The sequence below is a fragment of the Variovorax beijingensis genome, assembly GCF_003951285.1.
In the GTDB taxonomy this organism is placed as follows: Bacteria; Pseudomonadota; Gammaproteobacteria; order Burkholderiales; family Burkholderiaceae_C; genus Variovorax; species Variovorax beijingensis.
On record NZ_RXFQ01000001.1, the window covers coordinates 331131 to 352344 of the forward strand.

22 protein-coding genes are annotated in these 21214 nt (G+C 68.1%); 4 read left to right on the forward strand and 18 right to left on the reverse strand.

From position 1 onward, the window contains the following. Positions 1 to 7 precede the first annotated feature (7 nt). The 11 genes from EJO66_RS01655 to EJO66_RS01705 form a co-directional block, all read right to left on the reverse strand. Positions 8 to 661, reverse strand: coding sequence for a sigma-E factor negative regulatory protein (locus tag EJO66_RS01655; RefSeq protein ID WP_420856666.1), 654 nt, complete (start codon positions 659 to 661; stop codon positions 8 to 10). A 29-nt stretch (positions 662 to 690) separates the two neighbouring features. Further along, the gene (rpoE, locus tag EJO66_RS01660; protein ID WP_223262179.1) at positions 691 to 1365 is read right to left on the reverse strand and encodes an RNA polymerase sigma factor RpoE; all 675 of its coding nucleotides are present in this window, start codon (positions 1363 to 1365) and stop codon (positions 691 to 693) included. 9 nt (positions 1366 to 1374) lie between these two features. Next, positions 1375 to 1857 (reverse strand): hypothetical protein, encoded by a 483-nt coding sequence (locus EJO66_RS01665; protein WP_124957197.1) that lies wholly within the window; start codon positions 1855 to 1857, stop codon positions 1375 to 1377. 13 nt (positions 1858 to 1870) lie between these two features. Continuing rightward, the gene (gene fabF / locus EJO66_RS01670) at positions 1871 to 3115 is read right to left on the reverse strand and encodes a beta-ketoacyl-ACP synthase II (RefSeq protein WP_124957198.1); all 1245 of its coding nucleotides are present in this window, start codon (positions 3113 to 3115) and stop codon (positions 1871 to 1873) included. A 99-nt stretch (positions 3116 to 3214) separates the two neighbouring features. Continuing rightward, positions 3215 to 3454: an acyl carrier protein gene (acpP, locus tag EJO66_RS01675; RefSeq protein WP_007830471.1), complete on the reverse strand. Its 240-nt coding sequence runs from the start codon at positions 3452 to 3454 to the stop codon at positions 3215 to 3217. 98 nt (positions 3455 to 3552) lie between these two features. Beyond that, positions 3553 to 4296 carry a 3-oxoacyl-ACP reductase FabG gene (fabG, locus tag EJO66_RS01680; RefSeq protein ID WP_124957199.1) on the reverse strand — a complete coding sequence of 248 codons (744 nt, stop codon included), beginning with the start codon at positions 4294 to 4296 and terminating at the stop codon, positions 3553 to 3555. 27 nt (positions 4297 to 4323) lie between these two features. Beyond that, complete coding sequence (fabD, locus tag EJO66_RS01685) at positions 4324 to 5277, reverse strand: ACP S-malonyltransferase (protein ID WP_124957200.1); 954 nt, start codon at positions 5275 to 5277, stop codon at positions 4324 to 4326. Between the two features lie 52 nt (positions 5278 to 5329). Further along, the gene (locus EJO66_RS01690) at positions 5330 to 6307 is read right to left on the reverse strand and encodes a beta-ketoacyl-ACP synthase III (RefSeq protein WP_124957201.1); all 978 of its coding nucleotides are present in this window, start codon (positions 6305 to 6307) and stop codon (positions 5330 to 5332) included. Beyond that, the gene (plsX, locus tag EJO66_RS01695; protein ID WP_124957202.1) at positions 6307 to 7404 is read right to left on the reverse strand and encodes a phosphate acyltransferase PlsX; all 1098 of its coding nucleotides are present in this window, start codon (positions 7402 to 7404) and stop codon (positions 6307 to 6309) included. The genes EJO66_RS01690 and plsX overlap by 1 nt, the downstream gene beginning before the upstream one ends. A gap of 61 nt (positions 7405 to 7465) precedes the next feature. After that, positions 7466 to 7648, reverse strand: a complete 183-nt coding sequence (gene rpmF / locus EJO66_RS01700; RefSeq protein WP_007830466.1) for a 50S ribosomal protein L32 — start codon at positions 7646 to 7648, stop codon at positions 7466 to 7468. A 146-nt stretch (positions 7649 to 7794) separates the two neighbouring features. After that, entirely contained in the window at positions 7795 to 8352 is a 558-nt protein-coding gene (locus EJO66_RS01705; RefSeq protein ID WP_125964525.1) for a YceD family protein, read from the reverse strand. Positions 8353 to 8437: 85 nt separating this feature from the next. Here EJO66_RS01705 and EJO66_RS01710 point away from each other — a divergent pair, with 85 nt between their 5' ends. From EJO66_RS01710 to EJO66_RS01720, 3 genes are read left to right on the forward strand one after another with little or no spacing between them, the layout of a single operon-like run. Beyond that, entirely contained in the window at positions 8438 to 9019 is a 582-nt protein-coding gene (locus tag EJO66_RS01710) for a Maf family protein (protein WP_124957204.1), read from the forward strand. Then, positions 9016 to 9780, forward strand: a complete 765-nt coding sequence (locus tag EJO66_RS01715) for an SAM-dependent methyltransferase (RefSeq protein WP_124957205.1) — start codon at positions 9016 to 9018, stop codon at positions 9778 to 9780. The genes EJO66_RS01710 and EJO66_RS01715 overlap by 4 nt, the downstream gene beginning before the upstream one ends. Before the next feature lie 2 nt (positions 9781 to 9782). Then, a complete protein-coding gene (locus EJO66_RS01720) occupies positions 9783 to 10937 on the forward strand; it encodes an MFS transporter (RefSeq protein ID WP_124957206.1) in 1155 nt (384 codons plus the stop codon). Positions 10938 to 10958: 21 nt separating this feature from the next. On the opposite strand, the gene EJO66_RS01725 is transcribed toward EJO66_RS01720, so the two are convergent. From EJO66_RS01725 to EJO66_RS01740, 4 genes are read right to left on the reverse strand one after another with little or no spacing between them, the layout of a single operon-like run. Then, positions 10959 to 12002, reverse strand: a complete 1044-nt coding sequence (locus EJO66_RS01725; RefSeq protein WP_124957207.1) for a S49 family peptidase — start codon at positions 12000 to 12002, stop codon at positions 10959 to 10961. Positions 12003 to 12004: 2 nt separating this feature from the next. After that, positions 12005 to 12376, reverse strand: a complete 372-nt coding sequence (locus EJO66_RS01730; RefSeq protein WP_125964526.1) for a Rieske (2Fe-2S) protein — start codon at positions 12374 to 12376, stop codon at positions 12005 to 12007. A 10-nt stretch (positions 12377 to 12386) separates the two neighbouring features. Further along, entirely contained in the window at positions 12387 to 13058 is a 672-nt protein-coding gene (locus EJO66_RS01735; RefSeq protein ID WP_124957209.1) for an HAD family hydrolase, read from the reverse strand. Next, positions 13051 to 14163, reverse strand: a complete 1113-nt coding sequence (locus EJO66_RS01740; protein WP_124957210.1) for an RluA family pseudouridine synthase — start codon at positions 14161 to 14163, stop codon at positions 13051 to 13053. The genes EJO66_RS01735 and EJO66_RS01740 overlap by 8 nt, the downstream gene beginning before the upstream one ends. Before the next feature lie 559 nt (positions 14164 to 14722). On the opposite strand from EJO66_RS01740, the gene EJO66_RS01745 reads away from it, so the two are divergent. Further along, positions 14723 to 17941: an Rne/Rng family ribonuclease gene (locus EJO66_RS01745; protein ID WP_125964527.1), complete on the forward strand. Its 3219-nt coding sequence runs from the start codon at positions 14723 to 14725 to the stop codon at positions 17939 to 17941. Between the two features lie 110 nt (positions 17942 to 18051). Here the strand turns inward: EJO66_RS01745 and EJO66_RS01750 are convergent, their stop codons facing one another. The 3 genes from EJO66_RS01750 to EJO66_RS01760 are packed head-to-tail and all read right to left on the reverse strand — an operon-like array spanning position 18052 to position 21198. After that, positions 18052 to 19335, reverse strand: a complete 1284-nt coding sequence (locus EJO66_RS01750; protein ID WP_124957212.1) for a heme biosynthesis protein HemY — start codon at positions 19333 to 19335, stop codon at positions 18052 to 18054. A gap of 1 nt (position 19336) precedes the next feature. After that, the gene (locus EJO66_RS01755; protein ID WP_124957213.1) at positions 19337 to 20428 is read right to left on the reverse strand and encodes a uroporphyrinogen-III C-methyltransferase; all 1092 of its coding nucleotides are present in this window, start codon (positions 20426 to 20428) and stop codon (positions 19337 to 19339) included. After that, on the reverse strand, positions 20425 to 21198 hold the full coding sequence (locus EJO66_RS01760) for a uroporphyrinogen-III synthase (protein ID WP_124957214.1): 774 nt from the start codon (positions 21196 to 21198) through the stop codon (positions 20425 to 20427). Before EJO66_RS01760 ends, EJO66_RS01755 begins: the two co-directional genes overlap by 4 nt. Positions 21199 to 21214 lie beyond the last annotated feature (16 nt).

Consider the following 21214-nt stretch of genomic DNA (forward strand, 5'->3'; position numbering starts at 1 on the left):
GCGCGGATCAGCGCGCAGGGCCTTCGAAGGTCGCGTTGCGCAGGAAGCCCGAGGGCATTTGCGATGCACCACCGGCTTGCTGGTGCGCTTCGAGCAGCTGGTCGAGCCGTGGATCGCGCAACATGACCTGCGGACTGCCGTTGCCGACCATCACGCGGGTTGGCGTCAGCGCAGCGGTGGGCGCAAGCTGGCTGTTGGCGGCCGCGGCGGCCAGCACCGAATTGGCCGCCGGTTGCTGCTGGGCTGCGATCTGGGCCCCCGGCGACGACACACCGATGCCGTTTCCGACCAGCGTCCAGCTGATCGCGGCAACCGCCACCAGCGACGCAGCACCAGCCACCAGCTTCCAGCGGAACACCGGCTCGTTGGCTGCATCAGTCCTGTGCCGCGCCGCCAGCACCGCGGGGGCGGGCGCTGCCACCAGCGCCGGCGCCGCAATGACGGGCTCCGCGGCCAGGCGCTGCTGGAAACGGGCCAGGAATGCATTGGTGTCGCTGCAGGGCGAATGGGCGCCCGACCGCAGGATGTCGCCCACCAGGTGATAGGCGCGCCAGGCACCGCGCGCGTCCTCCTCCGCGCAGGTGGTGTCGATGGCCCGCGCGAAGTCCTCGCCATGCAAATGACCGTCCGCCAGTGCGGACACCTGTTCACGAACCGTCATCGTCTGATTCATTTCATTCACCTGCTTACCTACCAACGCTTGCCGGACTGGTTGTCCAGCAGCGGTTTGACCCTGGCCGAAATGGCCTCACGCGCCCGGAAAATACGCGAGCGCACCGTGCCGATCGGGCAATTCATGACCTCGGCGATTTCTTCGTAACTCATGCCCTCGATCTCGCGCAGGGTGACCGCCTGGCGCAATTCGGGCGGCAATGCTTCCATGGCCGCCTCGACCACCTGGGCGATCTCGTTTGCTGCCAAGACTGATTCGGGAGTTTCGTCGCTGATTGGTTCGTTTCCAGGGCGGTAAGTTTCATCATCCTCGTCAGAAGACGGCCGCAAGGCACTTTCGGAGATGGTCGGGTCGCGCTTCATGTCGACCAATGCCTTCTTGGCGGTGTTGACCGCAATCCGGTAGAGCCAGGTGTAGAACTGGGCGTCGCCGCGGAACTGATGCAGCGCGCGGTAGGCCCGGATGAAGGTTTCCTGGGCGATGTCCTCGACCAGGTCGACGTCGCGCACCATGCGCCCGATCAGGCGCTCGATCCGGCGCTGGTACTTGATGACCAGCAGTTCGAAGGCCTTCTGGTCGCCCGCGACCGTGCGCTGGACCAGTTGGAGGTCGACCTCGCCCGGGCGCGGCGCCTCGGCGGCCCCATCGGGCAAGCCGGAGTCCGGTGGCACTGGCGGCGGAGAAGTTGTCATCGGGGAGGTTCAGGGCGCATCGGCAGGCGCGGTTGCTCGCCACGGCTCGCCCGCAGGCGAGGCGGACGGGGCGCGCGAATATACCGCACGGCGTACATCGCGCCAGCGCTCCGGCATGGCGCGCTGTTCGATCCATATCCATCGCCCGGCGCGGCCCGGCTGGGTCAGGCGGACCAGCAGCAGCGATTGCAGGTCGAGCGCCACGGCGGCGCGCGCCGCGCGAACGGCCCGGCCGGGGTCGGCGCCGGTCAGGCTCCAGCACAGGCCGTCGAAGTGCAACATGGCCGCACCGTCGCTTCGCAGCCCGAGTCCGGCCGCAACGCCTGAAAACAGGACGCTCAGGACCAGCAGCAACTGGCGCCACCCGACGCTATCGATCAGATAGCACGAGAGACCTGCGCAGCAGGCGCCCAGGGCCCACGTGGCAATCAGGATCCGGGTCGCGCCGCGCGAGCGCCCCACCGGATAGGTCACCGACGGTGCGCTGTACATGGAAGAGCAAGAATCAAACGCGCTTGAACACCAGCGTGCCGTTGGTGCCGCCGAAGCCGAAGTTGTTCTTGACCGCGACATCGATCTTGAGATCGCGCGCCTGATTGGCGCAATAGTCGAGGTCGCACTCCGGGTCCTGGTTGAAGATGTTGATGGTCGGCGGGCTCTTCTGGTGATGCAGCGCGAGCACCGTGAACACCGATTCGATGCCGCCGGCACCGCCCAGCAGGTGGCCGGTCATCGACTTGGTCGAGTTCACGACCATCTTCTTCGCATGGGCGCCGAAGGTGTTCTTGATCGCGTTGGTCTCGTTCAGGTCGCCCAGCGGGGTCGAGGTGCCGTGCGCGTTGAGGTACTGCACCTCGTCGGCATTGACGCCTGCGTTGGCCAGCGCCATCGACATCGACCGGCGCGGGCCGTCGACGTTGGGCGCCGTCATGTGGTAGGCGTCGGCGCTCATGCCGAAGCCCGAGACCTCGGCGTAGATCTTGGCGCCGCGCGCCTTGGCATGCTCGTATTCCTCGAGCACGACCACGCCCGCGCCTTCGCCGAGCACGAAGCCGTCACGGTCCTTGTCCCACGGACGGGACGCAGTGCGGGGATCGTCGTTGCGCGTCGAGAGTGCACGCGCCGCGGCAAAGCCGCCGATGCCCAGCGGCGAGACGGTTGACTCGGCGCCGCCCGCGATCATCACGTCGGCATCGCCGTACTCGATCATGCGGGCCGACAGGCCGATCGCATGCAAGCCGGTGGTGCAGGCCGTGACGACCGCGATGTTCGGACCCTGGAAGCCGTACTTGATGGAAACGTGGCCCGAGATCATGTTGATGATCGAGGCGGGCACGAAGAACGGCGACACGCGGCGCGGGCCGCGATTCACGAGTTCCGCGTGCGTTTCCTCGATCATCGGCAGTCCGCCGATGCCCGAGCCGATGTTGCAGCCAATGCGCGTCGCCTCCTCGGGCGACAGCGCATCGCCGGTCTTGAGACCGCTGTCCTGTACCGCCTGGATAGCGGCGGCCATCCCGAGGTGGATGAAGCGGTCCATATGGCGCGCTTCCTTCTCGGAGATGTACTGCGTGATGTCGAAGCCCTTCACCTCGCCTGCAAACTTGCAGGCGAAGGCGCTGGCGTCGAACGATTTGATGGTGTCGATGCCCGAATTGCCGGCCAACAGGTTGGTCCAGGATTCGGCCACCGTGTTTCCGACAGGAGCGATGCAACCGAGTCCGGTCACGACGACGCGGCGTTTGGTCATGCCGGCAAACCTTTCTGGAAGCGCTGAAGACTGCGGTCGGCGCGTACGGGGCTGAAGAAAAAAAGCGCCGCCGGCCGAGACAGTTCCAGCTTGGCCCGATCAGGCCTTTTGATTCTTGGTGGCGTAGTCGACGGCGTTTTGCACCGTGGTGATCTTCTCGGCGTCTTCGTCGGGAATCTCGATGCCGAACTCGTCTTCGAGTGCCATCACCAATTCGACCGTGTCGAGCGAGTCTGCACCGAGGTCGGCCACGAAGGCCTTCTCGTTGGTTACTTGGGACTCTTCCACGCCGAGTTGCTCGGCGATGATTTTCTTGACACGTGCTTCGATATCGCTCATTTGGTTCCCTCTGAGGGTTGTAGGTAACAGTGGATTTTAGCCGGGCGCATTGTGGCATTTGCCGTGCGCCCGGTACGGGAAAAGATTGCGCCTTGCGGCTACATGTGCATGCCGCCGTTGACGTGCAGTTCCTGCCCCGTCACGTAGGACGCCTGGGGCGACGCGAGGTAGGCCACTGCATGTGCGATGTCGCCCGGCTTGCCCAGGTGGCCCAGCGGAATCTGCTGCAGCAGCGCCTGCTGCTGTGCCTCGGGCAGGCTGGCCGTCATGTCGGTTTCGATGAAACCCGGTGCCACGCAGTTGACCGTGATGTTGCGGCTGCCCAGTTCGCGCGCCAGTGCGCGGGTCATGCCCGCCACGCCGGCCTTGGCCGCCGCGTAGTTGGCCTGGCCGGCATTGCCGGAGGCTCCCACCACGCTGGTGATGCTGATGATGCGGCCATAGCGCTGCTTCATCATCGGGCGGATCACCGCGCGCGAGAGGCGGAACACGGCCTTGAGATTGGTGTCGAGCACCGCATCCCAGTCGTCGTCCTTCATTCGCATGGCGAGCGTGTCGCGCGTGATGCCTGCGTTGTTGACCAGCACGTGGATCGCGCCGTAGGCCTTCACGATCTCGTCGATCAGCGCCTCGACCGCGACGGCGTCGTTCACGTCGAGCGCACGGCCGCGGCCGTCGAAGGCACTGAGCGCCGAAGTGATCTTCGCGGCACTGTCCTCGGTGGTGCCGGTGCCGACCACCTTGAGGCCGCGCTGTGCCAACTCGAGCGCAATCGCTGCGCCGATGCCGCGCGATGCGCCGGTGACCAGGGCGACTTGCCCTTCGAATTTGGGAATGCTCATAAAAGAAGTGTCCGGGGCCTGCGCCGTTCAGCCGGCGAGCGATTGTCGGGTGTCCGCGAGCGTCGCCGGGTCGTACACCGACGCGGCTTCCAGCTCGGGGGCGATGCGCTTGACCATGCCGGCCAGCACCTTGCCCGGCCCGCACTCGATGATGGAGGCTACGCCGCGCAGTTTCAAGGCCTGCACACTTTCGACCCAGCGAACCGGACCGGCGGCCTGGCGCACCAGGGCGTCGCGGATGCGCGCGGGATCGGTCTCGACAGCCACGTCGATGTTGTTCAGCACCGGAATCTGCGGCGCAGCGAGCGTGAGGGTGGCGAGCTTTTCGCGCAGCGCCTCGGCGGCAGGCTTCATCAGGCTCGAATGGAACGGCGCCGACACCGGCAACAGCAGCGCGCGCTTGGCACCGCCGGCCTTGAGCAGTTCGCAGGCCTTGTCGACGGCCGCCTTGCTGCCCGCGATCACGGTCTGCATCGGATCGTTGAAATTCACCGCCTCGACGATCTCGGTGCTGCCCGCACCGAAGGATGCCGTGGCTTCCGCGCAGCCCGCCACCACCTTGCCGGAGTCCATTCCCAGCACCGCCGCCATGGCGCCGACGCCGACCGGCACGGCCTGCTGCATGGCCCGCGCCCGAAAGCGCACCAGCGGCGCGGCCTGCGCGAGCGTCAGCACGCCGGACGCAACCAGCGCCGAATACTCGCCCAGCGAGTGCCCCGCCACCACCGAAGGGGTGGCCCCGCCTTCGGCCAGCCAGGCGCGCCAGGCGGCAACGCCGGCCACCAGCATCACCGGCTGGGTGTTGGTGGTCAACGCCAGTTCTTCCTTCGGGCCGTTCTTGATCAGCCCGGCGACGTCTTCGCCCAGGGCTTCGGAGGCCTCGCGCAGGGTTTCCGCCACGGCCGGGTGATCACCCCAGGCGTCGAGCATGCCGACGGCCTGGGAGCCTTGACCCGGGAAGACAAAAGCAAAGGATTTCATTTTTATTAAAAGCGTCGTGTCGCATCGCAGCCCGGAAGGGCACGGTAATGCGCTACAGATTCAATAGCACCGCGCCCCAGGTGAAGCCGCCGCCCACGCCTTCCAGCATGACGGTTTCGCCCTTCTTCACCTTGCCGGACCGCACGGCCTCGTCGAGCGCCAGCGGAATGGAGGCAGCCGAGGTGTTGCCATGCTCATTGACGGTGACGATGAGCTTCTCGCGCGGAAGCTTCAGCTTCCTGGCCGTGCCTTCCATGATGCGGATGTTGGCCTGGTGCGGAATGAGCCAGTCGATGTCGGCCTCGGTCTTGCCCGCCTTCGCAAGCGTGGCGCGGGCAGCATCCTCGAGCACGCGCACCGCCAGCTTGAACACGGCCTGGCCATCCATGTGCAGCAGCGGCGTGCCAAGCACATTGCCGCCGGAGACGTGGCCTGGCACGCAAAGAATGCCGACGTGCTTGCCGTCTGCGTGCAGGTCGCTCGCCAGGATGCCCGGCTCCTCGCTGGCCTCGAGCACCACGGCGCCGGCGCCGTCGCCGAACAGCACGCAGGTGGTGCGGTCGTTGAAATCGAGGATGCGCGAGAACACTTCGGCGCCGACGACCAGCGCGCAGCGCGCGGTACCGGTGCGGATCATGGCGTCTGCCACGGTCAACGCATAGACGAAGCCGCTGCAGACCGCCTGGACGTCGAAGGCCGGACAGCCGGCCACGCCGAGCTTGTTCTGGAGAATGGCCGCCGACGATGGAAACACCATGTCCGGCGTCGAGGTCGCGACGATGATCAGATCGATGTCTTCCGCCTTGCGGCCCGCGGCTTCGAGTGCGTGCCTGGCGGCCTCGAGGCCGAGATCGCTGCTCGTGACCTCGGGCGCCGCGAAGTGCCGCGCATGGATGCCGGTGCGCTCGACGATCCATTGGTTCGAGGTTTCGATGCCGCGCGTTGCCAATTCCTTGGCAAGGTCGTCATTGGTCACCCGGCGCGGCGGCAGATAGCTGCCGGTGCCGGTGATGCGTGAATATGGGCTCATCAAACGTGAAGGGCCGTCGCGTCGGCTGGCACCGCGGGCTCCTGCCGCGCGAGCAATGGCGCGGCGTGAGCGATGCGGGCCCGCACGCGATCGAGCAGGTTGTTGCGAGCGGCATCATAAGCGCGATCCAGCGCATGCCCGAAAGCCACTTCGTCAGCTGAGCCATGGCTCTTGAAAACCAGGCCGCGCAAGCCCAGCAGCGCCGCTCCATTGTATCGACGATGATCAAGTCTGCTTTTAAACGCTTTTAGAACCGGATAAGCAACAATTGCCGCCGCTTTCGTGAAAATGCTCCGCGAGAATTCGACGCGAATGAACTCGCCGATCATCGAGGCAACGCCTTCGCTGGCCTTCAGCGCCACGTTTCCGACAAAACCGTCACAGACGACGATATCTGTCGTGCCCTTGAAAATATCGTTACCTTCCACGTTGCCGTAGAAGTTCAGGTCCTTGGAGTTGGCGGCCGTACGCAGCAGTTGACTGGCTTTTTTGATCGTTTCGCTGCCCTTGATGGCTTCCTCGCCGATATTGAGCAGGCCGACCGAGGGCGCTTCGTTGCCCGTGAGCGCCGAGACGAGCGCGGAGCCGAGCACGGCGAACTGGAGCAGGTCTTCCGCATCGCAGTCGACGTTGGCGCCCAGGTCGAGCACCGTGGTGGCGCCGCCCTTGGCGTTGGGAAGCTGGGGCGCAATGGCGGGACGGTCGATGCCATCGAGCGTCTTGAGCAGGTAGCGGGCAATGGCCATCAGGGCGCCCGTGTTGCCCGCGGAGATGGCCGCCTGGGCGGCTCCATCCTTGACCTGCTGGATCGCGATGCGCATCGAAGAATCCTTCTTCTTGCGCAAGGCGACTTCCACCGGGTCGTCCATGCCCACCACTTCGCTGGCAGCGACGATGCGGGCACGCGGGTGCGCGGCAAAACCCGCCAGCGCCGCCGGGGCACCGACCAGCAGCAACGAGGCTTCGCTGTGCCGCTCAAGGAACGCGCGGCAGGCCGCAAGCGTGACGCGCGGCCCATGGTCGCCCCCCATGCAATCCACGGCAAGCGTGATTGCGGAAGGCGCAGCAGTGGATTCGGGGGAAGAAGGCGTAGCCATCAAAACAAAGGCCCGACGCTACGGCAAAAGTAGCTTCGGGCCTCGGCCTTGGGATGCGAGATCAGGCTTCGGACTTGTTCTTGAGCACCTGGCGGCCACGGTAGAAACCGTTGGGGCTGATGTGATGGCGCAGGTGCGTTTCGCCAGTGGTCGGCTCAACGGCAATGCCGGGCACGACCAGCGCATTGTGGGAACGGTGCATGCCGCGCTTGGAAGGCGACTTCTTGTTTTGCTGGACGGCCATGATGGCTCCTGGACTGTTAGGTGAGTGATTGGATGCGCTCTCTTGCGGTGGCAATCCAGGGGCATGCATGGAATGCCCTTGTCTGTCTTGCTGCTCACGGCGGCGCGCGCGAAGCCCATGATTATAGCCCAGGCGGCAAAAAAGGGCTACTTGCCCTCTTCCGGCTTGCGCGAACGCAACGCCCCGAGCACCGCGAAAGGGTTCGGCTTGGCCTCTTCGGCCGCCTGGAAGTCGTCGTCGCTGGACGAGAGCCGCACCGGGACCGGGCAGACCTCGTGCACGGGCATGACGGGAATCTCCATCAGGAGTTCGTCCTCGATCAGGGTGGGGAGATCGAAGTCCCGGCTCACGACGAGCAGGTCTTCTTCGGATTCCTCGTCTTCGGCTTCCGCCGTTGCCTCGTCGGCGACGAAACGGAACCAGCGGTCTACCACCAGCGGCGTCTCGACAGGCGTCAGGCAGCGCTGGCAGGTCAGCGGCACGGTCGCTTCGGCTTCCAGATGGAGCCAGGGCACGGCCTTGCCATCGGCGCCCGGGCGCTCCTGGCCCGTCGCCGTCCAGCGGACCACGGCGTCGAGCGCCGGGGCCGCCAGTTCGGCGGCAAGGCGCGCATAGTTGGGCACCGGGTCGGTGGCGCCGAGGACGGCGGCAGCGGCGGCAAAGCCGGCCACGTCGAGCCGTTGGGGGGCAAATTCTCTCTTCATCCACACCAGTCTAGCGCGCCGGCCGCATCACTGCCCCTCACAGGCATGCCTGAGGGTTTTGCGCGGCTCCCGCACAATCTGGCCCATGCAACGCCCCTTGATCCTCGCCTCGACCTCGCGCTACCGGCGTGAACTGCTGAACCGCCTGCACCTGCCCTTCGATGTACAGCCGCCTGAAGTCGACGAAACAGCCCTGGACGGCGAAACGCCGCGCGAGTTGGCCGAGCGGCTGGCGCTCGAAAAGGCCCGCGCCGTGGCCGCCCGCTTTCCCGAAGCCGTGGTCATCGGCTCGGACCAGGTGGCCGAGCTTGCGGGCGAAGCGCTCGGCAAGCCCGGCGACCACGCGCGCGCCACGGCCCAGCTGCGCCGGATGCGCGGCCAGACCCTGGTGTTTCAGACCGCGGTGGCCGTCGTCTGCGAGGCCACCGGCTTCGTCCAGCGCGACCTGGCGCCGGTCCGGGTGGTGTTCCGCGAACTCAGCGACGCGGCCATCGAGCAGTACCTGCAGGCCGAACAGCCCTACGACTGCGCGGGCAGCGCCAAGAGCGAGGGCCTCGGGATCGCCTTGCTGAACGCGATCGACAGCGACGACCCGACGGCTCTCGTCGGCCTGCCCTTGATCCGCACCTGCCGGATGCTGCGCGCCGCGGGGGTCGAACTCCTGTGACGCACGGCAAGCTCTACCTCGTCCCCGCGCCGCTCGACTTCGGCTGCGACACCCAGGCGCCGCTGCAGGACGCGCTGCCCCTGGGCACGATCCAGGCCGCCGCCGGAATCACCCACTGGATCTGCGAGAACGCCAAGTCGGCCCGCGCCTATCTGAAGCGGATCGATGCCGTCGCGCCACTGGCGGCGCCGCTGCAGGCGCAGGACATCCGCGAACTGCCGCGCGAGGTGCACAAGAAGGGCGACCACGCCGGCCAGTTCGATGCCCGGCCGTTGCTGGCCGCCGCGCTCGAAGGCCACGACATCGGCCTGCTGAGCGAAGCGGGCATGCCGGCGGTGGCCGATCCCGGCTCCTCGGTGGCGCGCGCCGCGCACGACCTGGGCATTCCCGTGGTGCCGCTCACCGGCCCCGTCTCGCTGCTGCTGGCACTGGCGGCAAGCGGCCTCAATGGCCAGAACTTCGCCTTCGTCGGTTACCTGCCGCAGGATGCCGGCGAGCGCCAGGTGCGAATCCGCGAGCTCGAGGCGCTGGCGCTCAAGACCGGCCAGACGCAGCTGTTCATCGAAACGCCCTACCGCAACACGGCGCTGCTGCAGGCACTGGTGCAGACGCTGCAGCACAACACCCGGCTCGCGGTGGCGCGCGGCCTCACGCTCGCCAGCGCCCACGTGCGCAGCGAAACCGTGAAATCCTGGCGCACCAAGGCGCAGCCGGGCACTTCGGACGAACGCCTTCCTGCCGTGTTCGCGATCGGGCGTTGACGATGGGGGTGACCGCCGGCACGCGCTGGGCTTCGCGCGCGCAGTTCTTTTCGTCCGGCTTCATCTTTGCGACCTGGGGCGTCCATGTTCCAACCGTCAAGGCGCACTACGGCATCGACGAAGCGCAGCTCGGGCTGGCCCTGCTCGCAGCCGGCGCCGGCGCGATGTTCGGGCTGACCAGCGCCGGCCGCTGGATCGGCCGCCATGGCGCCCGGCGCATGGCCGCGCTCTGCGGCTGTGTCTACGCCTTGCTGCTTGCCGGCTTGATCGCGATGCCGGGCTATCTTTTCCTTTTGGCACTGCTGGCGGTCTTCGGCCTTGTGACCAGCGTGTTCGACGTGGCCATCAACACCGAGGCGGCGCAGCTCGAACTGCGCGGCGGCAAGCCCCTGATGAGCGGCATGCACGGCATGTTCAGCCTGGGCGGGATGGCCGGAGCCGCGAGCGGCAGCGCGGCACTGGCCGCCGGGCTCGGGGCGCAGGCGCATCTGCTGTGGATTGCTGCGGCGATGGTGCTGGTCGTCGCCTTCTCCTCGATGCACATGCTGCCCAAGCCGCCCATCGCAAGCGATGCGGCTCTGGCCGACCATCGCTTCCGGCTGCCCCGCGGCGCACTGGCGGTGCTGGGCGTGCTCGCCGCGCTGGGCCTGATTGCGGAGGGCGCCATCTACGACTGGAGCGTGCTCTACATGCAGCAGGAACTCGGCAGCCCGCAAAAGCAGGCCGCGCTGGCCTACGCGAGCTTCTCCGCCGCCATGGCAGCCGCGCGCTTCGGCGGCGACGCCATGCGCGCGCGCTTTTCGCCGACTGCGCTGCTGCGCGGCAGCGGCATTCTTGCGGCGGCGGCCATGACGCTGGTGCTGCTGACCGACCTGCCCTGGCTCGCCCTGGTCGGGTTTGCAGGCGTCGGCATCGGCTTTGCGAACGTGGTGCCGATCCTGTTCGGCGCCTCGGCGCGCGTGCCCGGCGTCGAACCTGCCATCGGCATTGCCGCTGTCTCGGCAGTGGCCTACCTGGGTTTCATGGCCGGCCCGGCGGTGATCGGCCTGCTCGCACGGGCCAGTTCGCTGACGGCCGCGCTCTATGTGGTCGTGGTCTTCGCCGCCGCGCTGGCGGCCTCGGCCCGCTTCACGGGCGACGACGGCAGCCGGGACTGAGAGGCGCCCCTGCCGCCGGCCTCAGCGCAGCACCGGCGTGGCGGACTGCAGCGAGCGCACGGTGGCGGCGCCCATGGCCGCGCCGAATTTCTTTGCGAGCTTCTCGGCCACGTTGTCGCGCCGGGTGTAGTCGGTGACCTCTTCGGCCTTGATGACTTCACGCGCCACGAAGTCGACATTGCCCAGCTGGTCGGCCAGACCGAACTCGACGGCCTGCTCGCCGCTCCAGAAGAGGCCGCTGAAAAGCCCCGGGGTGTCGAGCTTGAGCCGGTCGCCGCGACCGTTCTTCACCACGTTGATGAACTGCGTGTGAATCTGGTTCAGCATGGCCTGGGCATGGGCGCGCTGTGCATCGCTCATCGGGCTGAACGGGTCGAGGAAGCCCTTGTTCTCGCCGGCCGTCAGCAGTCGGCGCTCGACGCCGACCTTTTCCATCACGCCGGTGAAGCCGAAGCCGTCCATCAGCACGCCGATGCTGCCGACGATGCTGGCCTTGTCGACGAAGATCTTGTCGGTGGCGGCGGCGATGTAGTACGCGGCCGAGGCGCAGGTTTCCTCGACCACCGCGTAGATGGGCTTCTTGTGCTTGGCCTTCAGGCGCTTGATCTCGTCGCTGATGATGCCCGCCTGCACGGGGCTTCCGCCCGGCGAATTGATCAGCAGCACGATGCCCTTGGCGCCCTCGTCCTCGAAGGCGGTCTTCATGGCTGCGATCACGAATTCCGCGCTCGCGTCGCCGCCATTGGCGATCTCGCCCTTGATCTCGACCACCGCCGTGTGGGCCGTGGTCTTGGCGGTGCTCGGCGTGCTGCGCGACATCGCCAGCCAGACCAGGAAGATGAAGAAGGCGAGCCACGACAGACGCGTGAAGGTCTTCCAGCGGCGCGCCGCCTTCTGCTCGTTCAGCGAAGCGAAGGCGAGTTTCTCGAGCGTTGCGCGCTCCCATCCGGGACGCTGCGTGGGGTCTTTGGCCATGTTTCTCGGCGCGCCCTGCGAGGACGCAATGGGGGTGGCCGGCTCAAAAGGATCAAAACCTTCGGGTTCCGTACGGTTCGGGTCGGTCATTGTCAAAAGCTCAGGGGATGGAGGTTCCAGGCAGTATGCCAGTGCACCACGCCGTCACGTTCGCTGAGGGCGATCTTCACGAGCCCGCCGCGGCACGGGCCGCCGGCGCATTCGCCGGTGTCCGGCCGATAGACCGCGCCATGGGTGGCACAGAGCAGCCACTGGCCGCTGTCGTCGAAGAAGCGGTCGGGCTGGAAATCCAGCTCCATTGCCACGTGGCTGCATCGGTTGAGGTAGGCATGCGGCTGCCCTTCGAAGCGCACCGCGAAGGCGCGGCAGGTTTCGCCGCCATAGACCACGTCGAAGGGCACGGCCCGGCTGCCTTCGACCAGGTCCACGGCATTGCACAGGGGAATGCTCTGTTCGTCGCTCATCGCACGATTTTCAGGCGTTGTCCAGAAGCCATGCCTCCAGGCTGGCCACCGTGTGGGCGACGAACAGCGGCTTCAGTTCGTCGAAGCTCTCGGGCTCGTGCGCGCCGTAGCTCACGCCCACGCTCGCGCAGCCGGCATTGAGCGCCAGCTGCAGATCGTGCGTGGTGTCGCCGATCATCAGGGTGCGTTCGGGCGGCACCTCGAGCTCTTCCATGAGTTCCAGCAGCATGCGCGGGTGCGGCTTGCCGAAGGTCTCGTCGGCGGTGCGCGAGGCGTCGAAACGGTCGCGCAGCGCGACCGACTTCAGCGCCTCGTTCAAGCCGCGGCGCGACTTGCCCGTGGCCACGGCGAGCTTGTGGCCGCGCGCGCGCAGGGCATCGATCATCTGCAGCACGCCGTCGAACAGCACGAGGTCGTCCTGGTGCTGCAGATAGTGGTAACGGTAACGGGCGCCGAGCTCGGCGTATTTTTCCTTCGGCACATCGGGCGCGGCGCGCGCCAGGGCCTCGGCCAGGCCCAGGCCGATCACCCATGCGGCGTCGTTCTCGCTCGGCTTGGCGCCGCCGACGTCGATCACCGCTGCCTGGATGCAGCGCACGATGAGCCGCGTGGAGTCGTAGAGCGTGCCGTCCCAATCGAAGGCGATCAGGTCGAAGCGCAGGGGTCTGGAGGAATCAGTCATTGGCCGTGGGAGTGGGATGTTGGGCGAGCGCTTCGATCGCCTGGGGTGGCATCAACGCGTGCAGTTCGGGTGGCAGGCCGGCTTGCAGCGCCACGCGCTCGCCCGTGGCGGGGTGGTTGAACTGCAGTCGCCATGCATGCAGGAACATGCGCTTGAGGCCGAGTTTTTGCAACACGCGCTGGCGCTCGAAGTCGCCGTACTTGTCATCGCCCGCAATCGCATGGCCGGCCGATGCAAGGTGCACGCGGATCTGGTGGGTGCGTCCGGTCTTGATGGTGACCGCCAGCAGCGACAGCGGCGCGGCGTCGCCCGGCAGCGTGAGCCGCGCCAGCACGCGCACCAGCGTCACGGCCCGCATGGCGTCGGGATGGTCCTTGGCGACCACCCGCACGCGGCGCTCGCCGGCACCCGCGCCGTCGCCCGGCAGCAGGTACTTGGCGAGCGGCGCATCGAGCACCTTCTTGTTGGCGGGCCAGGCGCCCTCGACCAGCGCAAGGTAGGTCTTGCCAGTCTCGCGTTCGCGGAACTGGTCCTGCAGCGCCACGAGCGCGCTGCGCTTCTTGGCCACCAGCAGGATGCCCGAGGTCTCGCGGTCGAGCCGGTGCACCAGCTCCAGGAACCTGGCGCCCGGGCGCGCCGTCCGCAGCTGTTCGATCACGCCAAAGCTCACGCCGCTGCCGCCGTGCACGGCCACGCCGGCGGGCTTGTCGATGGCCAGCACGGCGTCGTCCTCCAGCAGCACCGGGAATTCGCGCGCCGGCGCGGGCGGCGTGGCGCCCTCTTCGGCGCGCGGCGATATCCGTATGGGAGGCAGCCGCAGCACGTCGCCGGCCTCGATGCGGGTTTCGGCCTGCGCCCGCCCCTTGTTGATGCGCACCTCGCCCGACCGGATGATCCGGTAGACATGCGTCTTGGGCACGCCCTTCAGATGGCGGAACAGGAAGTTGTCGAGCCGCTGGCCCGCAGATTCCGCATCGACGGTGATGAACTTGATGGCCGCATGCGGCGCGCCGGCCTCCGCCGCTGCCTTTTGAACTGCGGGATCTGGAACTGCGGGATTTGGAGCGGCCGCGGGGCTTCGCTTCGCACCTATAATGTTTTTCACCAGCGCGGTCGTGTAAGTGCTTGATTAGACAGAAGTTTAGATCACTGCAGTCAAACACCCAGGACCATGCTGTGAGGTCGATGCCGCTTTGGCGCCGAACCTGCAAACCCCGCGCAATTGCGCAAAGTGGCAGGCGTGGCGCCCAAGTCAAGCCGACACCCACGAAACACCGATACGGAATACCCAGCCGGCAGCTTCCAAGCTGCCGGCGGATCGAAGCGAGTCCCTTGTGTTGATGCTGCTGATTCAAATGTGCCTGCGCTGGCCCACCTGGCTTCTGCCAGCGGCCTCAGGCATTGAATCATCCGCACCGCGCGCCACCACTGCGCAACCGGCTATCAATAAGATAGCTGCTCAACACCGAATCTGGCTCGCGCCCATCCACGCGCCCCCACCCCGGCTGTCTTCTTGAGCTGACGCTCAAGAGGCCTGTTCGCGCTCGACGCGGCAGCGACAACATCCGGGGCCAAGCGGCAATTCCCCTCGTTTCGCGGGCGTCGTCCGTGCATCGTTGGCCCGTCATGGGCCTGTAGAACGATACATATAAGGACAACGCATCATGAAGCGGATGCTGATCAATGCCACGCAGGCCGAAGAACGCCGCCTGGCCATCGTCGACGGGCAAAAGCTCCTCGACTACGAAATCGAGATCGAAGGGCGCGAACAGCGCAAGGGCAACATCTACAAGGCCGTCGTGACGCGCGTCGAGCCCTCGCTCGAAGCCTGTTTCGTCGACTACGGCGAAGACCGCCACGGCTTCCTGCCGTTCAAGGAAATCTCCAAGCAATACTTCGCCGAAGGCGTTTCCGCCAACCAGGCGCGCATCCAGGACGTCATCAAGGAAGGCCAGGAACTGGTCGTCCAGGTCGAGAAGGAAGAACGCGGCAACAAGGGTGCGGCCCTCACCACCTTCATCTCGCTGGCCGGCCGCTATGTGGTGCTGATGCCCAACAACCCGCGCGGCGGCGGCGTGAGCCGGCGCATCGAGGGCGACGACCGCGCCGAACTCAAGGAGGCGATGGACCAGCTCGAGTACCCCAAGGGCATGAGCATCATCGCGCGCACCGCCGGCATCGGCCGCTCGGCCCCTGAACTCCAATGGGACCTGAACTACCTGCTCAAGCTGTGGACCGCCATCGACGGCGCCGCCAAGGGCGGCAAGGGTGCCTTCCTGATCTACCAGGAATCGTCGCTCGTCATCCGCGCGATTCGTGACTACTTCAATCACGACATCGGCGACATCCTGATCGACACCGACGACATCTACGAGCAGGCGCAGCAGTTCATGGCGCACGTCATGCCCGAGCATGCCGCCCGCGTGAAGCGCTACCGCGACGACGCGGCGCTGTTCAGCCGCTTCCAGATCGAGCACCAGATCGAATCGGCCTACGCCCGCACCGTGCAGCTGCCCTCGGGCGGCGCCATCGTGATCGACCACACCGAGGCGCTGGTCTCGGTCGACGTGAACTCGGCCCGCGCCATCAAGGGCGGCGACATCGAGGAAACCGCCACGCGCACCAACCTCGAAGCCGCCGACGAAGTGGCGCGCCAGATGCGCCTGCGCGACCTGGGCGGCCTGATCGTCATCGACTTCATCGACATGGACGAGTCGAAGAACCGCCGCGAAGTCGAAAGCCGCCTGCGCGACGCACTGCGGCAAGACCGCGCCCGCGTGCAGTTCGGCTCGATCAGCAAGTTCGGCCTGATGGAGATGAGCCGCCAGCGCCTGAAGCCGGCGCTCAGCGAAGGCTCGTCGATCCCCTGCCCGCGCTGCGGCGGCTCGGGCCACATCCGCGACACCGAATCGAGCGCGCTGCAGATCCTGCGCATCATTCAGGAAGAGTGCCTGAAGGACAACACGGCCGCCGTGCACGTGCAGGTACCGGTCGAGGTGGCCTCGTTCCTGCTGAACGAAAAGCGCCCCGAGATCGCCAAGATCGAGCTCAAGCAGCGCGTCACCGTGCTGATGGTGCCCAACAAGACGCTCGAAACGCCGAACTACAAGCTCGAGCGCCTGAAGCACGACGATCCGCGCCTGGACCACATCGAAGCCAGCTACAAGATGGCCGACGAGATCGAGGACCCCACCTCGGTCACGCGCCGCTCGCAGGAGCCCACCAACAAGCAGACGCCGGTCATCAAGGGCGTGCTGCCCGATGCGCCCGCACCCGTGGTGCCGCCCCGGCCCGAACCGGTGCGCACGCCGGCCGCCGTGGCCCCGGCACCGGTCGCGCCGCCCGTCGCGAGCGCACCGGCACCGGCCGAGACCGGCTTCTTCGCCCGCATCAAGAGCTGGTTCGGCGGCACGCCGGCACCGGCACCCGCACCGGCCGTGATCCCCGTCGAGCCCCCGAAGCCCACGCGCCGTGATGGCGGCCGCCCGGGCCGCGACGGCGAAGCACGCGGCGCCCGCGATGGCGAACAGCGCCGCGGTGGCCGCGGCGGCGAAGGCCGCGGTGAAAACGGCAGCCGCTCCGGTGGCCGCGACGGCGAACGCCGCGGCGGCCGCGGTGGCGAGCGCCGCGAAGGACGCGGCAGCGAGACCCGCAGCGAAGCCGCCCAGCCGCGCGAACAACGCGAACCCCGCGAACCCCGCGAGCTCCGCGAACCGCGCGAGCCCCGTGAAGCACGCGGCCCGCGCGACGGCGAACAGCGCCGCGGTGGCCGCGGCGAGCGCCGCGAAGGCGAAGGCCGCGAAGCACGGCCGGCACCGGCCGAGCTGATCGACGGCAACCTCGAAGCCCAGCAACTGGCATCGGGCGCACCGGCCGGCGAGGAAGGCAATGCGCCGGCAGAACGCGCGCCGCGCGCCCGCGGCGAACGTCGGGAACGCGGTGAACGTAGCGAGCGGGCCGAGCGCGGCGAGCGCAATGGCACCGAAGCACCGCGTGACGCATCCGGCGGCGACAACGTCGCCCCGCAGGACGGCGCACAGGCCGAACGTGCGCCGCGTGGCGGCCGCGAAGAACGCGCGCCGCGAGGCGAGCGCAACGACGGCCGCCGCGAGCGCCGCAGCGAAGGCCAGCCGCGTTTTGCCAACGGCGAGGCGCCGGCCAATCTCGACGAAGCAGACATCCGCATCGCCGAGGCAGCCGAGATGGCACCGGCCAGTGAAGGCGAAGCCGGCACCGGCGAGCAGCAGGCACCGCGCCGCGAAGGCGAAGAGCGCCGCGGCCGTTCGCGCGACCGCTACGGCCGCGACCGCCGCGAACGCGGTCCGCGCGATGACAGCGAAGCCAGCGTGGCCGGCGCATCGGCCGACAACGCCGACGCCGGCGAAGCACCGGCACGCCAGCAGCCCCAGCCGCTGGCCATGGCCGAACGCGCCGCGGTGCCCGAAGAAGAAGCACGCGAACCGGCACCGCGGAGCTACTTCGATCGGCCGGCTGCAGCAGTTCCTGCCGCTCCCGCAGCTCCCGCAGCCACGGTTGCTGCAGTCGCGGCGGCACCTGTCGCCGTCGAGAGCAGCAGCAAGCCCGCGGCTGCGGCCAACGGCCGTGCACTGCCGAAGGTGCAACCCTTCGAGTTGCCGCTGACCGAACTCGCGCAGATCGCCGAGAGCTCGGGCCTGCAATGGGTGAACTCGGATGCCGAGCGCATTGCACAGGCCCGCGCAGCGATCGCGGCCGAGCCGAAGCCGGTGCATGTGCCGCGCGAGCGCCCGCCTGCGATCGTGCTCGACGACGGTCCGCTGGTGCTGGTTGAAACTCGCCGCGAACTCGGCGCGATGACGCTGCCGTTCGAAAAGGCGCCGTCCGATGCGCAAGGCGTGAACTGAAGCAGCCCGGGCCGAGGGCCCGGGAGCAATGAAGAACGGCGCCACATCGGCGCCGTTTTTTTATGGGGAATGCAAGAGCGGCAAACGCCGCAGCGCGGGGCCGATGCCGGTCAGGCCTTTTCGGTCTGCGCCGCGCGCTTCCAGGCCGCTGCGGCCTGCTCTTCGTCGCCGCGCGTTTCGGCCAGTTCGGCCAGTGCCAGCCAGGCGCGCCGGTACAGCTCCGTGTCCTGCAGGCCCAGGCCGGCCTGCATCAGCAGCTGCTGGGCCTTGCCCCAGAGCTGGCGCTTCATGCAGGCCATGCCCGCGAGGTACTGCAGGTTGGGATCGCGCGGGTTGTTGCGCTGCGCCGTTTCGATGCGGGCCAGCCAATCGGCATCCACCGAGTCGAGCCCCGCCTCGAGCGCGCGCGCCATCTTGACGCGCAGCGTATCGCCCAGGCCCCGGGGCTGCGACACCATGCGCTCCCAGGCCGGCAGCAGCCAGCCGCGCGCCAGCGACAGGTCGCCGCGCAGCGCCACCATGCGTTGGGCGGCGTGAATCGCGACCTCGGGCATTTCGCGCTCGGCGGCGTCGAGCTCGGCCCAGGCGCGAAGCAGTTGCGCCGGGTCATGCGCGCCCGACAGCAGTTCGGTGGCAAGGCCGCGCACGATGCTCTGCGCCGCGGCATCGGAAAACGCCCGGTGCTTGGCGAGCAGGCGCGCCGTTTCCAGCGCTTCGAGCGTGCGCCCGTCCTGGCGGGCCGCCTTCAGGCGGATGCGCAGCGCGAGCGTTCGCCGCTGCACGCCTTGGGGAAGCTCCTCGAGCCGGGCCAGGGCCCCCGCGGGATCGCGGTCTTCGAGTGCCCATCGCGCAGCGCGCAGCTGCACGCCCTCGCGCGTTTCGGGACTGGCCAGCACGTTGCGGTCGACGCTTTCGTTGAGCGCCTGTTGCAGATGCGCATCGCGCGCGGGCCGGTCCTGCAGGGCCTGCGCGCTCTCGGCGGCCAGCAGGTGCGACAGCACGCGAACCTGCTGGGCCTGCGGCAGGCTCGCGCCGAGCGCAGCCAGCGTTTTTTCCTGCACCAGCGCGGCTTGCGCGGCCTTGCGCGCGCGCGAGAAGCGGCCCGACAGCAGCTGCACCATGGCGTCCAGCAGGGCCGAGTGCAGCATGCGTTCCTTTTGCTGCAGCCGCCATTGGCGCGCCTGGGTCGGAAGCGAGAACAACGCCGCCAGGCCGCGCAATGCAAGATGGAGCAGCGCGAACGCGGCCAGCAGGATGACCAGCACCAGGTTCAGCGACAGGTCGACGCGCCAGGGCGGCCAGAACACGGTGATCGTGCCCTGGTTGTTGCCCGCGAACAGCGCCACCGCCGCCGCGACGGCGAACAGCGCGAGGAGCCAGAGCGCGGCTCTCACGTCAGCGCCCCGCCGCCGCCGTGGCCAGCGCGGACAGCGTGTCGTCGATGCGCGGGGGTTCGGCTGTTTTCACCAGCGCCTGCAGCTGCTGCAACTGCGTGGCGGCGGCCTGCGTGCGCCGCGATGCGGGATCGAAATAGCGGTTCAGCGATGCGGCCACCGTGGCGAGTTCGCTGCGCGCGGCGTCCACCTGCCGCGACAGCAGCGAGAGCCGCGCATTGAGCAGCTTGAGCTTGAGGTTCTCGCGCAGGAAATAGGTCTGGTCAGGTGCCAGCAGCACCGCTTCTGGACGCTCGATGCGCCCGACCCGCACCAGCGACCGCGCCTCGGCGCGCACCGTCAGCAGCACCCTCTCCCACCAGACGGCGTCGGCGGGAATGGGCTCGGGCTGCCAGGCATTGAGGCCCGAGCCGCGCGTGGCCACGGCGTTGAGCGGCGGCAGGTCGTCCACGCTGCGCATCAGCTCGTCGAGTTTTTGCAGCGCCTCGCCGCTGTCGGCGCTCGCGCTGCTGCGCAGGCGGTCGGCGTCGCGCTGCATGGCGCGCTGCAGCGGCGCCAGCCTGGGCTGCGCGGCGCGCGCGATGCGCAGGTCGCCGGACTTGAGGGCCGCCAGCAAGGGCTCCACGCTGCCCGTGACCTGCGCCTGCTGCAGAGCCAGGCGCAGGGCCGATTCGATGTCGACCACCAGGTTCTCGTCGCGCGAGCGCGAGAGGCTTTGCATCAGTTCTTCGAGCTGCGAACGCTGAAGCGCGACCTCGGCAACGCGGGTTTCGGTGAGCGCGGCGCGTGCCGCGGTGTCCCGCACCGTGTCGATGGCCTGGCGGGCCAGCGTGCGCGCCTCGAGCGATTGGGCCAGCGCATCGGCGCTCTGGCGCGCCAGCTGCTCCTGCATGCCGCCGACCTTCTGCCACAGCGAGATGGCCATCACCAGGGCCGCCATTGCCACGATGGCCAGCAGGCCGAAGCCGATGCGCGAGAGCATCGTTGCGGCGGCCGCCTGCGATTCGGGCGACTGCGCCGTCGCCAGCGTGGCGGGCACCGGCGCGGCGGCAGATGGGGGGGAGAAGTCGTCGGACGGGGACGCGGCACTCATGCGAAGGATTCTATCGACGCGACCAAGGCCTCCCGCAGAGGCGAGCACACGCGCACCGAACCGAATCCCGCGGCCCGCGCGGCTTCGCCGATGCGCGCATGGGTCGCCACCGCGCTTGCCGCATGCCAGTTGGTACCCGGCATGGCATCGCACAGGTTGGCAATGGCCTCCGAGCTGCTGAACAGCCAGACCGCACGCCCCGCGGCGCCGTCGAGTGCCAGTGCACGCGCCGCGTCGTCGAAGGATGGCGGCAGGCGCCGGTAGGCGACCACGGTGTCGCGCAGCCCCTGGGCGGCGTCGATCTCGTTGGCGAGCCAGTCGCGTCCGCTCGGCCGGCCGGCCGCATCGCCGCCGCGCACGATCAGCACGCGCACGCCCTGGCCGACCTGCCCTTTCACGCGCTCCCACAGGGCCTCGGAGTCGAAGCGGGCGGCGTCGGAAGGTGGTGCGTCGATGGCGCCTTGCGGCACGCCGGCACGCAAGAGCGCGCGCGCCGTGCCCGGCCCCGTGGCCCAGAAGCGCGGGCCGGCCGCGCGTTGTCCCTTTTCCGCGTGCATGAAGAAATGCTCGACGGCGGTGGCGCTCACGAACATCAGCGCCGCGTAGTCCGCAAGCCGCTTCCACGCAGCGCGCAACGGCTCCGCCTCGATGGCGGGCTCGATGGCGATCAGCGGCAGCACCGCGGCATCCAGCCCGGCGGCCCGGAACTCATGCGCCCATTGCGCGGCCTCGCGCGCCGGCCGCGTGACGATGACGGGCTTGGCAGCCATCGTTCTTTGGAAGCTC

Bases quoted from the DNA above. Each gene is read 5' to 3' on its own strand.
- plsX (WP_124957202.1), bottom strand. From the start codon at position 7,404: ATGGCTACGCCTTCTTCCCCCGAATCCACTGCTGCGCCTTCCGCAATC.
- EJO66_RS01720 (WP_124957206.1), top strand. From the start codon at position 9,783: ATGGGGGTGACCGCCGGCACGCGCTGGGCTTCGCGCGCGCAGTTCTTT.
- EJO66_RS01755 (WP_124957213.1), bottom strand. From the start codon at position 20,428: ATGAGTGCCGCGTCCCCGTCCGACGACTTCTCCCCCCCATCTGCCGCC.
- EJO66_RS01665 (WP_124957197.1), bottom strand. From the start codon at position 1,857: ATGTACAGCGCACCGTCGGTGACCTATCCGGTGGGGCGCTCGCGCGGC.
- EJO66_RS01745 (WP_125964527.1), top strand. From the start codon at position 14,723: ATGAAGCGGATGCTGATCAATGCCACGCAGGCCGAAGAACGCCGCCTG.
- EJO66_RS01690 (WP_124957201.1), bottom strand. From the start codon at position 6,307: ATGAGCCCATATTCACGCATCACCGGCACCGGCAGCTATCTGCCGCCG.
- rpoE (WP_223262179.1), bottom strand. From the start codon at position 1,365: ATGACAACTTCTCCGCCGCCAGTGCCACCGGACTCCGGCTTGCCCGAT.
- EJO66_RS01710 (WP_124957204.1), top strand. From the start codon at position 8,438: ATGCAACGCCCCTTGATCCTCGCCTCGACCTCGCGCTACCGGCGTGAA.
- rpmF (WP_007830466.1), bottom strand. From the start codon at position 7,648: ATGGCCGTCCAGCAAAACAAGAAGTCGCCTTCCAAGCGCGGCATGCAC.
- fabF (WP_124957198.1), bottom strand. From the start codon at position 3,115: ATGACCAAACGCCGCGTCGTCGTGACCGGACTCGGTTGCATCGCTCCT.
- EJO66_RS01760 (WP_124957214.1), bottom strand. From the start codon at position 21,198: ATGGCTGCCAAGCCCGTCATCGTCACGCGGCCGGCGCGCGAGGCCGCG.
- fabG (WP_124957199.1), bottom strand. From the start codon at position 4,296: ATGAGCATTCCCAAATTCGAAGGGCAAGTCGCCCTGGTCACCGGCGCA.
- EJO66_RS01655 (WP_420856666.1), bottom strand. From the start codon at position 661: ATGACGGTTCGTGAACAGGTGTCCGCACTGGCGGACGGTCATTTGCAT.
- fabD (WP_124957200.1), bottom strand. From the start codon at position 5,277: ATGAAATCCTTTGCTTTTGTCTTCCCGGGTCAAGGCTCCCAGGCCGTC.
- EJO66_RS01725 (WP_124957207.1), bottom strand. From the start codon at position 12,002: ATGACCGACCCGAACCGTACGGAACCCGAAGGTTTTGATCCTTTTGAG.
- EJO66_RS01730 (WP_125964526.1), bottom strand. From the start codon at position 12,376: ATGAGCGACGAACAGAGCATTCCCCTGTGCAATGCCGTGGACCTGGTC.
- EJO66_RS01705 (WP_125964525.1), bottom strand. From the start codon at position 8,352: ATGAAGAGAGAATTTGCCCCCCAACGGCTCGACGTGGCCGGCTTTGCC.
- acpP (WP_007830471.1), bottom strand. From the start codon at position 3,454: ATGAGCGATATCGAAGCACGTGTCAAGAAAATCATCGCCGAGCAACTC.
- EJO66_RS01735 (WP_124957209.1), bottom strand. From the start codon at position 13,058: ATGACTGATTCCTCCAGACCCCTGCGCTTCGACCTGATCGCCTTCGAT.